Origin of the sequence: Streptomyces sparsogenes subsp. cuspidosporus (assembly GCF_039532705.1) — a bacterium.
GTDB lineage: Bacteria > Actinomycetota > Actinomycetes > Streptomycetales > Streptomycetaceae > Streptomyces > Streptomyces sparsogenes.
Map to the genome: position 1 here is coordinate 1 of NZ_BAAASD010000085.1, position 15,692 is coordinate 15,692.

2 protein-coding genes are annotated in these 15,692 nt (G+C 76.3%); both read left to right on the plus strand.

Annotated features, from left to right (window positions below; genetic code table 11):
• Nucleotides 1-8: 8 nt before the first annotated feature.
• A complete protein-coding gene (locus ABFY07_RS41720; protein WP_346179463.1) occupies nucleotides 9-9,290 on the plus strand; it encodes a type I polyketide synthase in 9,282 nt (3,093 codons plus the stop codon).
• Nucleotides 9,291-9,384: 94 nt separating this feature from the next.
• The coding region (locus ABFY07_RS41725) for a type I polyketide synthase (protein WP_346179464.1) at nucleotides 9,385-15,692 on the plus strand (6,308 nt) is incomplete at its 3' end.

Here is a 15,692-nt window from a genome sequence, read left to right on the forward strand (position 1 = left end):
CGCATGGGGTGGAGCCTGCCGCTGTGGTGGGGCATTCGCAGGGTGAGTTGGCGGCCGCTGTGGTGGCGGGTGTGTTGTCGATCGAGGACGCGGCGCGGGTGGTGGCGTTGCGGAGTCAGCTGATCGGCCGGGAGCTGGCCGGTCGGGGCGGCATGGTCGCGGTGCCGCTCGCGGAGGCCGAGGCGGCCGAGTCGATCCAGCCCTGGACGGGGCGGATCAGCGTCGCGACGGTCAACGGTCCCCGGTCCACGGTGGTGGCCGGTGAGGCCCCGGCGCTGGACGAGTTCATGGCCGCCTGCGAACGGGACGGCGTCAACGCGCGCCGGATTCCGGTGGACTACGGCTCGCACACCCCACAGGTCGAGCTGATCAAGGACGCCCTGCTGGAGCTGGCCGCCCCCGTGACCCCGCGGTCGGGCGACATACCCATGTACTCCACGGTCACCGCGGAGCTTCTGGTCGACGGCACGGCCGACGCCGGCTACTGGTACCGCAACCTGCGCGAGCCCGTGCTCTTCCACGACACCGTCAAGGCGCTGGTGGCGGCGGGTCACACCACCTTCGTCGAGGTGAGCCCGCACCCGGTGCTGACGTCCCCGGTCGAGGAGACCGGGGAGGAGGCGGGCGTGGACGTCTTCGCGGGCGGCACCCTGCGCCGGGACCAGGGCGACGGCAGGCGCTTCCTCACCTCCCTGGCCGCCCTGTGGGCGCGGGGTGTCGTCCCCGGCTGGCAGGCGGTGTTCGCGGGCACCGGTGCCCGTCGGATCGAGCTGCCCACGTACGCCTTCCAGCGCCGCCACTACTGGCTGACCGGGGCGTCCGGCGCCACGCAGGTGGCGGGGGCCGGGCTGTCCGCGCTCGGCCACCCGCTGCTGGCGGCCGGCATAGCGCTCGCGGACGGCGAGGGCCATGTCTCCACGGGCCGGATCTCCCTCCACACCCACCCCTGGCTCGCCGACCACGTCGTGGCGGGCCGGGCGCTGGTGCCGGGCGCCGCCGTGCTGGAGCTGATGTTGCGGGCGGGGGAGAGCGTCGGCAGCGAGCTGCTGGACGAACTCGTGCTGCACGCCCCGCTGGCCGTGCCGACGGGTGACACGGCGGTCGACCTCCAGGTCGCCGTCGACACGCCCGACGACCAGGGCCGGCGCGCGGTGCGGCTGCACTCCCGGGCGCACCGGCCGGGCCAGGAGGACGACGGGGCCGAGTGGATCTGCCACGCCGAGGGATGGCTGACCGCCGCGCCCGCCGAGGCGCCGACCCCGGTGGACACGGCCTGGCCCCCGCCCGGCGCGGAGGCCGTGGACATCGACGGGCTCTACGAGCGCCTGGCGGCCAGGGGCTACGGCTACGGCCCGGCCTTCCAGGGCATGCGCGCGGTGTGGCGGCGCGGCGAGGAACTGTTCGCCGAGGTGGCGCTGGAGGAAGGCGCCGAGCGCGACGCCGGGCGGTTCGGGGTGCACCCCGCGCTGCTCGACGCGGCGCTCCAGACACGCCTGGTGACCCTGCTGGAGGACGAGGGCGAACGGCTGATGCCGTTCTCCTTCGCCGGGGTCCGCCTCCACGCCACCGGGGCCACCACGGCCCGGGTCCGGCTCACTCCCACGGGCGCCGACACCCTCTCGGTACGGCTCACCGACCACACCGGGCTGCCCGTGCTCACCATCGACGCGCTCACCTCCCGGCCGCTCGCCGCCGACGCGCTCGCCGACCGGCGAGTGGACTCGCTGTACCAGGTCACCTGGGCGCCGCTGCCCGGCGGTCCCGGCGACGCCGACGCCCGCGGGCCGATGGCGGTCCTGGGCGAGGCCGTGCCGGGCCTCGAACTGCCGCGCCACCCGGATCTCGCCGCGCTCGCCGAGAGTGTCCGCGGCGGTGCCCCCGTACCCCGGACCGTGCTCCTGCCCTGCCCGCGGCCGGAAGCCCCGGACGCCCTGGACATCTCGGGCACCCCGGACACCCCCGCGGCGACGCGAGAGCTGCTGGCCGCCGTGCTCGCCACCGTCCGGGAGTGGCTCGCCCTGCCCGAACTGGAGGAGGCCAGGCTGGCCGTGGTGACCCGCCGAGGCGCGGCCGTGGCGCCCGGCGAGCGGCCCGACCCGGGCCACGCGGCGGTGCAGGGCCTGGTCCGCTCGGCGTACTCCGAACACCCCGACCGCTTCCTGCTGATCGACCTGGACGGGGCGCCGGAGTCCGGCGCCGCCCTGCCCGCCGCGGTCGCCGGCGCGCAGACCGCGGGCGAGCCCGCGGTCGCCGTACGCTCCGGGGCGGTGTCCGTGCCCCGGCTCGGCCGCGTCGTCCCCGCGGACACCGGCACTCTGGCCGTCCCCGAGGAGCCGGTCTGGGGTGTGGACCTGGACACCGGGGGCACCCTGGACGGGCTGCGCCTGGCGGCCGCGCCACGCGCCGCGGCGCCCCTGGAAGAGGGCCAGGTACGCGTGGCGGTACGCGCCACCGGCGTCAACTTCCGGGACGTCCTCGTGGCGCTGGGCGTCGTACCGAACACCGAGGCGCTGTTCGGCAGCGAGGGCGCGGGCGTCGTCACCGAGGTGGGCTCCGGTGTCACCGGGCTCGCGGTGGGCGACCGCGTCATGGGCCTGCTGTCCGGCTCGTACGCCGGACCGCTGGCGGTGGCCGACAGCCGCATGCTGGTGCCGGTGCCCGCCGGCTGGACGTTCGCCCAGGCGGCCTCCGTGCCCGCCGCGTTTCTGACGGCCTACTACGCGCTGGTCGACCTCGCCGGGCTGCGCGAGGGTGAATCGCTGCTGGTGCACGCGGCCGCCGGTGGCGTCGGCATGGCCGCCGTACAGCTGGCCCGGCACCTGGGCGCCGAGGTGTACGCGACGGCGAGCGAGGCCAAGTGGCCCACGGTGCGCGCCACCGGCATCGCCGCCGAACGGCTGGCGTCCTCGCGCGGCACGGAGTTCGCGGACCGCTTCCTGGCGCAGAGCGCGGGGCGCGGCGTCGATGTCGTCCTCAACAGCCTGGCCCGCGAGTACGTGGACGCCTCGCTGCGCCTCCTGCCGGGCGGTGGCCGGTTCGTCGAGATGGGCAAGACCGACATCCGCGACGCCGACGAGGTCGCCGCCGCCCACCCCGGCGTGCGGTACCGGGCCTTCGACCTCGGGGAGGCCGGCGCCGACCGGCTCGGCGCGATCCTCACCGACCTGGCCGAACTCTTCGCCCGGGGCGCGCTCACCCCGCTGCCGGTCACGGCCTGGGACACCCGCCAGGCACCGCGGGCCTTCCGGCACATGAGCCAGGCCCGCCACACCGGCAAGGTCGTCCTCACCAACCCGCGCGGCACCCTCGACGGCACCGTGCTGGTCACCGGCGGCACCGGGCTGATCGGCTCCGCCGTGGCCCGCCACCTGGTCACCGAGCACGGCGTGACCGACCTGGTGCTCACCAGCCGCCGCGGCCCCGAGGCCCCGGGGGCCCGGGAGCTGGTCACCGAGCTGGCCGGCCTCGGCGCCACCGTACGCGTCGAGGCCTGCGACGGCGCGGACCGCGCGGCACTCGGCCGGCTCCTGGACGGGCTCGACGGGCTGTGCGGCGTGGTGCACGCCGCGGGTGCCCTGGACGACGGCGTCGTCACCGCGCTGACCCCCGAGCGGCTGGAGACCGTGCTGCGCCCCAAGCTGGACGCGGCCTGGCACCTGCACGAACTCACCCGCGACCGCGACCTGGCGCTCTTCGCGCTGTTCTCGTCCGCCGCCGGCGTACTCGGCTCCGCCGGGCAGGCCGGCTACGCGGCGGCGAACTCCTTCCTCGACGCCCTCGCCGCGGAACGCCGCGCCCAAGGACTCCCCGCGCACTCCCTCGCCTGGGGGCTGTGGGCCGACCGCAGCGCGATGACCGGCACGCTGGGCACCGCCGACCTCGACCGGATGCGCCGCATCGGCATCCGGCCGCTGGCCACCGACGAGGGCCTGGCCATGTTCGACGCCGCCGTCCGCCTTCCGTACGCGCACACCGTCCCCCTCCGCCTCGACCTGGCGGCGCTGCGCGAACAGCGGCCTTCGGCCCCGCTGTTCCGGGCGCTCGTACGCACCACGGCCAAGCGCGCCGCCGCCAACGCCCCGGCCGGCGGGGGAGACGGGCTGCGCGACCGGCTCGCCGCGCTGCCCCCGGCGGAACGCGACCGGGCGCTGACCGACCTGGTGCGCACCCAGGCCGCGGTGGTCCTCGGCCACGGCGGCGCCGAAGCGGTGGAGCTCGACCGGGCCTTCCGCGACATGGGCTTCGACTCGCTGACCGCCGTCGAACTGCGCAACCGGCTCGGCTCCGCCACCGGCCTGCGCCTGCCGGTGACCGCCGTCTTCGACCACCCCACCCCGGCGGCCCTCGCGGCCGAAGTCGGCGCGCGGCTCGGGGTGGACGCGCGGCCCGGGGCGGAGACCGGGACCGTACCGGACCGCGCGGCCCCGGTCGCCGCCATGGCCGCGGCACCCGACGACGACCCGATCGCCATCATCGGCATGAGCTGCCGCTTCCCGGGCGGCGTCGACTCCCCCGAGGGACTGTGGCGGCTGCTCACCGACGAGCGCGACGCCATGGGGGACTACCCCACCGACCGCGGCTGGGACCGCGTGGACCTGCACAACCCCGAGGCCCCCGACCTGCGCTTCGCCAAGGTCGGCGGATTCCTGCACGAGATGGCGGACTTCGACCCCGGCTTCTTCGGGATGTCGCCCCGCGAGGCCCAGGCCACCGACCCGCAGCAGCGGCTGCTCCTGGAGACCACCTGGGAGGCGCTCGAACGGGCCGGCATCGACCCGGGCACCCTGCGCTCCACCCCGACCGGCGTCTTCACCGGGCTGATCTACAACGACTACGCCGCGCGCTTCCCCGACCTGCTCAGCGGCTACGAGGGCTACCTGGGCAACGGCAGCGCCAACAGCGTCGCCTCCGGCCGCATCGCCTACACCCTCGGCCTGGAAGGCCCCGCGATCACCGTCGACACCGCGTGCTCCTCCTCGCTGGTGGCCCTGCACCAGGCCGCCCACGCCCTGCGCAACGGCGACTGCACCCTGGCGGTGGCCGGCGGCGTCACCGTCATGTCGACCCCGCGCCCGATGGTCGAGTTCAGCCGGATCAGCGGTCTGTCGCCCGACGGCCGCTGCAAGGCGTTCTCCGCCGGGGCCAACGGCATGGGGTTCGCCGAAGGCGCCGGGATGGTGGTCGTCGAGCGGCTGTCGGACGCGCGCCGCAACGGGCACCCCGTCCTCGCGGTGCTCCGCGGTTCCGCGCTCAACCAGGACGGCGCCTCCAACGGACTCACCGCGCCCAGCGGACCCGCGCAGCAGCGGGTCATCCGCCAGGCACTCGGCAACGCCGGGCTCGCCCCCTCCGACATCGACGTCGTCGAGGCGCACGGCACCGGCACCCCGCTCGGCGACCCGATCGAGGGCCAGGCCCTGCTCGCCACCTACGGCCGGGACCGGCCCGAGGACCGGCCGCTGCTGCTCGGCTCGGTCAAGTCGAACATCGGCCACACCCAGGCCGCGGCGGGCATCGCGGGCGTCATCAAGATGGTGCTCGCCCTGCGCCACGGCGTCGTGCCGCGGACCCTGCACATCGACGAGCCCACCCCGCACATCGACTGGGACTCCTCCGGCGTACGGCTGGCCGACGCGACCGTGCCGTGGCCCACGACCGGCCGGCCGAGGCGGGCCGCCGTCTCCTCCTTCGGCATCAGCGGCACCAACGCCCACGCCATCCTCGAGTACGCGCCCGAACCCGAGCCCCAGGCGAGCGAGGACACCGGCGCCGACCTGCCGTGGGCCATCTCCGCCAAGAGCCCGGAGAGCCTGCGCGAGCAGGCCCGCCGGCTCCACGCACACGTGAGCGCGGCCCCCGTCGCCGCCGTCGACATCGCCCGCTCCCTGCCGACCACCCGCGCCACCTTCGAGCACCGCGCCGTGGTCATCGGCCGCGACCGCGAGGAACTGCTGGGCCGCCTGGCCGCGTTCGGCCGAGGTGACGATACCGTCGGCGTCGTCCAGGGCACCGCGGCCCGCGACACCAGGGTCGTCTTCGTCTTCCCGGGTCAGGGTTCGCAGTGGGCGGGTATGGCGACGGGGCTGTTGGACGCGTCGCCGGTGTTCGCGGAGCGGTTCGGGGAGTGCGCTGCGGCGCTGGCGCCGTATGTGGACTGGGTGCCGGGGGATGTGGTGCGGGGGCGTGCGGGTGCGCCGTCGTTGGAGCGGGTGGATGTGGTGCAGCCGGTGTTGTGGGCGGTGATGGTCTCGCTCGCCCAGGTGTGGCGTGCGCACGGGGTGGAGCCCGCTGCCGTGGTGGGGCATTCGCAGGGTGAGTTGGCGGCCGCTGTGGTGGCGGGTGTGCTGTCGATCGAGGACGCGGCGCGGGTGGTGGCGTTGCGGAGTCAGCTGATCGGGCGGGAGCTGGCCGGGCGGGGCGGCATGGTGTCGCTGCCGGTGGCGGAGGCCGCGGCGTACGAGCTGATCGCGCCGTGGACGGGGCGGATCAGCGTCGCGACGGTCAACGGTCCCCGGTCCACGGTGGTCGCGGGTGAGGCCGCGGCGCTGGACGAGCTGATGGCGGCCTGTGAGCGGGAGGGGACACGGGCGCGCCGGATTCCGGTGGACTACGGCTCGCACACCCCGCAGGTGGAGTCGATCAAGGACGCCCTGCTGGAGCTGGCGGCGCCGGTGGCGCCGCGCGCGGCCCAGGTGCCGATGTACTCCACGGTCACCGCGGAGCTTCTGGCGGACGGCGGCGCGGATGCCGACTACTGGTACTGCAACCTGCGCGAGCCCGTCCGCTTCCAGCAGACCGTGCGGGCGCTGGCCGACGCGGGCCACGGCGTCTTCGTGGAGGTCAGTCCGCACCCCGTGCTGACCTCCGGAATCGAGGAGAGCCTGGCGGACCTCTCGCCCGGGCCCGTGGTCGTCGGCACCCTGCGGCGCGACGACGGTGGCCGCGGCAGGCTGCTGACCGGGCTGGCGGAACTCTTCGTGGCCGGGGCCCCGGTGGACTGGCCGAGCACGCTCGACGGCGGCCGGCCCGTGGACCTGCCCACCTACGCCTTCGACCGGCAGCGCTACTGGCTGGACGCGCCCGCGCCCGCCGAGGGCACGGCGGACTCCGGCGCCGACGGCGCGTTCTGGTCGGCGGTGGACGGCGGGGACACCGACGGGCTCGCCTTCGAGCTGGGAGTGGCGGACGACGCGGTGCGCTCCTCGCTGGCCGCCGTCCTGCCCGCCCTCTCCGCCTGGCACCGGGAGCGGCGCGAGGAATCCGCCGTGGACGCCTGGCGCTACGGGATCGAGTGGGTGCCGGTGGCGGAGGCGCCGGACCGGCTGGACGGCACCTGGCTGCTGGCCGTCCCCGAGGAGCGCGCCGACGACCCGACGGTGCGCGCCATCGCCGCGGGCGTCGAGCGCCGCGGCGGCGCTGTCCAGTGGCTCCCGCTCCCCGCGGAGCCGACCGAGGACACCGGGGAGCCGGGGAACGCCCCGTACCCGGAGGAGATCGCCGGGCGGCTGCGCGCCCTCGACGGGCACGAGCGGGCCGCCGGAGTGCTCGCCCTGACCGGCTGGGACGAGGAATCCCACCCGGCACACCCGGGCGTGCCCCTCGGCTTCGCCCGCACCCTGGGACTGATCCAGGCCCTGGCCGCCTCCGCCGTCACGGCCCCGCTGTGGTGCGTCACCAGCGGCGCGGTCACCACCGGGAGCCCCGGCGAACTCACCGGGCCCCGGCAGGCCATGGTGTGGGGACTGGGCCGGGTGGCGGCCCAGGAGTACCCCGACCGCTGGGGCGGGCTGATCGACCTGCCGGCCGAGCCCGGGGAGCGGGACGTCGACCGGCTGTGCGCGCTGCTGTCCGGCGAGTCGGGAGAGGACCAACTGGCGGTGCGCCCCTCCGGCGTACGCGCCAGGAGGCTCGTACGCACCGCGGCCTCCGCGGGCCGCGGCGACACCTGGCCGACCCCCAAGGGCACCGTGCTCATCACCGGCGGCACCGGGGCCCTCGGCGGCCACCTCGCGCGCCGGCTCGCGGCCCGGGGAGCCGAACACCTGCTGCTGCTGAGCCGGAGCGGCCCCCGGGCCGAGGGCGCCGATCGGCTGCGGGCCGAACTGACCGAAGCGGGCGCCCGGGTGACCATCCTGTCCTGCGACGTGGGCGACCGCGAGGCGCTGGCGGCCGCGCTGGCCACCGTCCCGGACGAGCTGCCGCTGACCGCGGTCTTCCACACCGCGGCCGCCCTGGACGACGGCCCCCTGGAGACACTGACCCTGCCCCGCGTGGCGGCGGCGCTGCGGTCGAAGGCCGGCGCCGCCTGGAACCTGCACGAGCTGACCGCGGCCGCGGACCTGTCGGCGTTCGTGCTCTTCTCGTCCACCGCGGGCACCTTCGGCGCCGCCGGCCAGGGCAACTACGCGCCCGGCAACGCCTATCTGGACGCACTGGCCTGGTACCGCAGGGCCCACGGGCAGGTGGCGACCTCCATCGGATGGGGCGCGTGGGACCAGGGCGGCATGGCGGAGCAGGACGCCGTCGCCGACCTGCGCCGCAGGCACGGGGTGCCGCTCATGTCCCCCCGGCGTGCCACGCTCGCCATGGAGCGGGCCCTGGCCGGGGACGACACCTTCGTGGTCCTCGCGGACATCGAGTGGGACAAGTTCCGGCTCGCCTACACCGCCGCCCGGCCCAGCCCGCTGCTGTACGGCCTGCCGGAGGTCGCCCGCCACGGGGAACCGGCGGCGGACCGGCAGGGCGACACCGCCGGCCGATCGGGCCCCGCACTGGCCGAGCGCCTGCGCGGCCTGGCCCGCACGGAGCGGGACCGGGTGCTGCGCGAGGCGGTCCGTGGCCACGCCGCGGCCGTCCTGGGCCACGACGGAGGCGAATCGGTGCCGCTCACCCGGCCGTTCGGCGAGCTGGGCCTGGACTCGGTGACCGCGGTGGAGCTGCGCAACCGGCTCGGGAAGGCCGTCGGCCACAAGCTGCCCGCCGGCCTGATCTTCGACTACCCGACGGTCGCCGCCCTCGTCGCCTACCTCCACGACCTGCTGCTGGGCGACGAGACATCCACCAGCCCGGTCCTGGACGAACTGGACCGCCTGGACGCCGAGCTGGCCGGCCTGCGCGACGACGACCCGGCCAGGGGAGAGGTGGCCGAGCGGCTGGAGAAGCTGCTGCGCCGGGTGAGCCCCGACTCGGTCGTCACGTCGGGCGGCGCCTCCGGGCAGGGCTGGGACCTGACGGGCGCCTCCCAGGACGAGGTGTTCGCGATGATCGACGAAGAGCTGGGGGAGCCGTGATCCGGACCGGCCGGACGCCCCGCGCGCCGGCCCCCTGACCCCGCCCGGAACACCTCTGCCCACTTCAGTGCTGCGAAGGATGGACCCGTCCCCCATGGCGAATGAAGAGAAGCTCTTCGACTATCTCAAGCGCGTGACCGCGGAGCTGAAGGAGACCAAGTCACGGCTGCGCGAGGTGGAGTCGGCGGCCGTCGAACCGGTGGCGATCGTCGGCATGAGCTGCCGCTACCCCGGGGGCGTGGCCTCGCCCGAGGAGCTGTGGCGGCTGGTGGCCGACGGCACCGACGCCATCTCCCCGCTCCCCGCCGACCGCGGCTGGGACGTGGCGGGTCAGTTCGACGTGACGGGCGAACGCCCGGGCACCTCGTACGTGGCGGAGGGCGGGTTCCTGCACGAGGCGGCCGAGTTCGACGCCGCCCTCTTCGGGATCTCGCCGCGCGAGGCGCTGGCCATGGACCCGCAGCAGCGGCTGCTCCTGGAGACCTCCTGGGAGCTGCTCGAACGCTCCGGCATCGCCCCCACCGCGCTGCGCGGCAGCGACACCGGCGTCTTCGTGGGCTCCAGCTTCCACGGCTACGGCGACCGGGCCACGGCCCCCGACGAGGTGCACGGCTATCTGCTCACCGGGCGCGCCGACAGCGTCATCTCCGGGCGGATCTCCTACACCCTCGGCCTGGAGGGCCCGGCGCTCACCGTCGACACGGCCTGCTCGTCCTCGCTGGTGGCGCTGCACCTGGCGGTCAGCGCACTGCGGCGCGGCGAGTGCTCGCTGGCGCTCGCCGGTGGGGTGATGGTCATGGCGACCCCCGAGGTGTTCGTCGAGTTCAGCCGCCAGCAGGGGCTCTCCCGCGACGGCCGCTGCCGCGCCTTCGCGGACAGCGCGGACGGCACGGGCCTCGGCGAGGGCGTCGGACTGCTGCTGGTGGAGCGGCTGTCGGACGCGCGCCGCAACGGCCACCCGGTGCTGGCCGTCATCCGGGGCAGCGCGGTGAACCAGGACGGCGCCTCCAACGGCCTGACCGCGCCCAACGGGCCCTCCCAGCAGCGCGTCATCCGGCGGGCCCTGGCCGACGCGGGGCTCGCCCCCGCCCATGTGGACGTGGTCGAGGCACACGGCACCGGCACCACCCTCGGCGACCCCATCGAGGCCGACGCCCTGCTGGCCACCTACGGCAAGGACCGGCCACGGGAGCGCCCCGTGCTGCTCGGCTCGGTCAAGTCCAACATCGGCCACACCCAGGCGGCCGCGGGCGTCGCGGGCGTCATCAAGATGGTCGAGGCCATGCGGCACGGCACGGTCCCCAGGACGCTGCACGTGGACGAGGCCACCCGCCACGTGGACTGGGCCTCCGGCGCCGTCGAGCTGGTGACCGACAACCGGCCCTGGCCGGACACCGGCCGGCCGCGCCGGGCCGCCGTGTCCTCCTTCGGGGTGAGCGGCACCAACGCGCACATCATCATCGAGGAGGCCCCGGCCGCCGTGCCCGCCGACGCCACCGGGCCGGCCGATTCCGCCGAGCCCGCCGACGCCGCCGAGCCCGCCGAGCCCGTCGATTCCTCCGGGCCCGAGGGCGGGCCCGTGGAGGAGCCGGCGCCCGCCGGGGTGGTGGCCGCCGGAGCCGTGGTGCCCTGGCCGGTCTCCGGGCAATCGGCCGCCGGGCTGCGTGCGCAGGCGGCCCGGCTGCGCGAGTTCGCCGCCGCTTCGGGGGCGGCCACCGCCGACGTCGGCTGGTCCCTGGCCACCACACGGGCGGGCCTGGAGCACCGCGCCGTGGTGCTCGGCGGCGACCTGGGGGAACTCGCCGCGGGCCTGGCCGCCATGGAGAGCGGCGAGCCCGCCGCCGACGTCGTCTCCGGTGTCCTGTCCGGCGAACCCCCCTCCGACGTGGTGTTCGTCTTCCCCGGCCAGGGCGCCCAGTGGGCGGGCATGGCCACCGAACTCCTGGACGCCTCGCCGCCGTTCGCGGCCCGCTTCGAGGAGTGCGCGGCGGCCCTGGCGCCGCACATCGACTTCTCGCCGCTCGACGTGCTCAGGCAGCGGCCCGGGGCGCCGTCCCTCGAGCGGGTGGACGTGGTCCAGCCCCTGCTGTGGGCGGTCATGGTCTCCCTGGCACACCTGTGGCGCCGGCACGGTATCGAGCCGTCCGCCGTGGTGGGCCACTCCCAGGGCGAACTGGCCGCCGCCGTCGTCGCCGACGTGCTCTCGCTGGAGGACGCGGCCCGTATCGTGGCCCTGCGCAGCCGGCTCATCGGCCGGGAGCTCGCGGGCCGGGGCGGCATGGTCTCGCTGCCGCTGACCCGGGAGGCGGCCGAGGAACTCATCGCCCCCTGGGACGGCCGTATCGGCGTCGCCACCGTCAACGGCCCGCAGTCCACGGTCGTGGCCGGCGAGACGGCGTCGCTGGACGAGCTGATGGCCACCTGCGAGCGGGACGGGATACGCGCCCGCCGCATCCCGGTGGACTACGCCTCCCACACCGCCCAGGTCGAGCAGTTGCGCGAGGCCCTGCTGGAGCTGGCCGCGCCCACCACCGCGCGCCCGGCCCGGGTGCCGATGTACTCCACCGTCACCGCCGAACTCCTCGCGGACGGCGCGGCCGACGTCGCGTACTGGTACCGCAACCTGCGCGAGCCGGTCCGCTTCCATGACACCGTACAGACCCTCGTCAGGGCGGGCAGCACCGTCTTCGTCGAGGTCAGCGCCCACCCGGTGCTGACCGCGGCGGTCGAGGACACCGGCGGCGCGCTGGGCAGCGAGGTCGTCGCGGTGGGCACCCTGCGCCGCGACGAGGGCGGACCTCGGCGGCTGCTGACCGCGCTCGCGGAGCTGTGGGTCCGGGGCGTCGAGCCGGACTGGCAGGCGGTCTTCGCCGGGTCCGGGGCCGGGCGGGTCGACCTGCCCACCTACGCCTTCCAGCGCCGCCGCTACTGGCTGGACGGCTCGGGCGGCGCCGCGGACGTCGCCGGCGCCGGGCTGTCCGCGCTCGGCCACCCGCTGCTGTCCGCGGGCATCGCGCTCGCCGACGGCGAGGGCTACGTCTGCACCGGCCGCCTGGGCACCGACTCCCACCCCTGGCTCGCCGACCACACGGTCGCGGGACGTGCCGTGGTGCCCGCCGCCGTCCTGCTCGAACTGGCCCTGCACACCGGCGGCCACCTGGGCGCCGACCGGCTGGACGACCTGGAGCTGCACCGGCCCCTGGTGCTGCCCGACGCCGCCCCCGGCGCCGCGAGGGGCGTCGACATCCAGGTCGTCGTGGACGCGCCGGACGAGCGCGGCGGCCGCCGCGTACGGGTCTTCGCCGACGCCGACGCGCCCGACGACCCGGAGCGCGCCTGGACCCTGCACGCCACCGGCACCCTCGGCCTCGCGACCGGCGCCACGACCCCCGACGCGTCGCCGGCCGGCGCCTGGCCGCCACCCGGCGCCACCCCGGCCGACCCCGAGGAGCTGTACGCGCGCCTGACAGCCGCCGGAGTCGACCGCGGCCCGCACTTCCGCGGCCTGCGCGGGGTGTGGCACCGCGGCCAGGAGATCTTCGCCGAGGCCGAGCTGACGGAGTCCGCGGCCGGCGACGCCGCGCGGTTCTGCGTGCACCCCGCCCTGGTGGACGCCGCGACGCAGCCGGCCGAGGGCGCGTCCCCCGTCGCCTTCACGGGCGTCGAGCCGCACGCCACCGGCGCCACCGCGGTACGGATACGGCTGCGTCCCGCCGGGCCGGACGCGGCCGAGCTGCTGCTGACCGACCCCACGGGGCGCCCCGTGCTCACCGTCGAGCGGATGACGACCCGACCGCTGGACACCTCGGAGGTCACCGGCACGCCGGACGCCCTGTCCTCGCTGTACGAGGTCTCCTGGGCCCCGCTGCCGGGCGGCGCCGCGGCCCCGGAGGGCCGGAACCCGGCCTTCCTGGGCGAGGGCCCGGCACCGGAGGGCGCCGTGGTTTTCACCGGCCTGGACGAGCTGCGCGCGGCCGTGGCCGGCGAGGGCCGGGAGCCCGCGCCGGACACCGTGTTCCTGACCGTGCCGCGCGCCGAGGGGGCCGAGGACGGCACTCCGCGGGCCGCGCGGGACGCGGCCGCCCGGGTCCTGGAGACCGTCCGCGCCTGGATGGCGGACGACGCCTTCGAACCCGTACTCCTGGTGGTGCTCACCCACGGCGGCGCCGCGACCTCCGCCGACGAGCCCGTCGACGTGGCCTCGGCGACCGCGCGCGGCCTGGTGCGCTCGGCGGCCGCCGAGTACCCCGGGCGGCTCGTCCAGGTCGACCTCGACACCACGGCCGCCTCGCTCGCGGCGCTGCCGGCCGTCGTCGCGGCCGCGGCGGCCGCCGGTGAACCGGAGATCGCCGTCCGCGAGGGCACCGCCCTGGTGCCCAGGCTGGCCAGGGTCCGCGACGCCGAGCCCGCGCCCTTCCCGAGGGACGGCGAGGGTCCCGTACTGATCACCGGCGGCACCGGGGTGCTCGGCGCCGCCGTGGCCCGCCACCTGGTCACCGAGCACGGGGTCACCGAGCTGGTGCTCACCAGCCGTCGCGGCACGGACGCCCCGGGCGCCCGCGAGCTGGCCGCCGAGCTCACCGGGCTCGGCGCCGAACCCCGCGTCGTGGCCTGCGACATGGCCGACCGGGACGCGGTCGCCGAACTGCTCGCCGGACTGCCGGGGCTGCGCGGCGTGGTGCACACGGCAGGCGTCCTGGACGACGGCGTGGTGTCCGCGCTGACCCCGGAGCGGCTGGACACCGTGCTGCGGCCCAAGGCCGACGCCGCCTGGCACCTGCACGAACTCACCACGGACCTGTCCTTCTTCGTGCTGTTCTCCTCCGCCGCCGGGGTGTTCGGCGCCCCGGGCCAGGCCAACTACGCGGCGGCCAACGCGTTCCTCGACGCCCTCGCCCAGCACCGCCGCGGCCGGGGCCTGCCCGCCCACTCCCTGGCCTGGGGCCTGTGGGCCGACGCCAGCGCCATGACCGGTGTACTGGACCAGATCGACCTGCGGCGGATCGGCAGGACCGGGGTGCGGCCGCTGTCCACCGAGACGGGACTCGCCCTGTTCGACGCCGCGCTCGGGCTCGACCGGGCGCTCACCGTGCCCATCGTCCTCGACCTGGCCAGGGCCCGTACGGCGGACACCGTGCCCCCACTGCTGCGCGGGCTGGTCAGGACGCGGCGGGCCCTCGCCCGGGCCGCGGCCGAGAGCGCCACATCGGAACTGGGCGACCGGCTGGCCGCACTCCCGGAGGCGGAGCGCCGGCGGACCCTGGTGGAACTGGTGTGCGCCCAGGCCGCGGCCGTGCTCGGACACGACGACGCCGGCGAGGTCGGCGCCGACCGGCCGTTCAAGGCGCTGGGCTTCGACTCGCTCACCGCCGTCGAACTGCGCAACCGCCTCAACACCGCCACCGGCGTACGGCTCCCCGTCACCGCCGTGTTCGACCACCCCACGCCCCTCGCGCTGACCGCGCACCTGCTGCCGCTGGTGCTGCCCGGGACCGCGCCCGCGGCCCCGGAGCGGCCCGCCACCGCCGCCACGGCCCCCGACGACGGCGAGCCCATCGCCATCGTCGGCATGAGCTGCCGCCTCCCCGGCGGCGTGGCCTCCCCCGAGGACCTGTGGCGGCTGCTCGCCGAGGAGCGCGACGCGCTCACCGACTTCCCCACCGACCGGGGCTGGGACCTGGACGCCCTGTTCGACCCGGATCCGGAGCGCGCCGGCACCTGCCACACCCGCACGGCCGGATTCCTGGCCGACGTCGCGGACTTCGACGCGGAGTTCTTCGGGATCTCGCCGCGCGAGGCGCTGGCCATGGACCCGCAGCAGCGGCTGCTCCTGGAGACCACCTGGGAGGCGCTGGAGCGCGCGGGCATCGACCCGCTGAGCCTGCGCTCCACCCTGACGGGCGTCTTCGTCGGCGGCGCCGTCTCCGGCTACGGCATCGACCTGTTCACCCCCGACGACGGCCTCGACGGCCACCTGCTGACCGGCAACGCGAGCAGCGTGGCCTCCGGCCGCGTGTCGTACGCCTTCGGCTTCGAGGGGCCCGCGGTCACGGTGGACACGGCGTGCTCGTCCTCGCTGGTGGCGCTGCACCAGGCGGTCCAGGCGCTGCGCCAGGGCGAGTGCACCCTGGCCGTGGTCGGCGGCGTCGCGGTCATGCCCACCCCCAAGCTGCTGGTGTCCTTCAGCAGGCAGCGCGGGCTGTCCCGGGACGGCCGCTGCAAGGCGTTCGCGGCGGCCGCGGACGGCACCGGGTTCTCCGAGGGCGTCGGCGTGGTGCTGGTGGAGCGGTTGTCGGACGCGCGGCGTCTGGGGCATGAGGTGTTGGCGGTGGTGCGGGGTTCGGCGGTGAACCAGGACGGTGCGTCGAATGGTCTGACGGCGCCGAACGGTCCGTCGCAGCA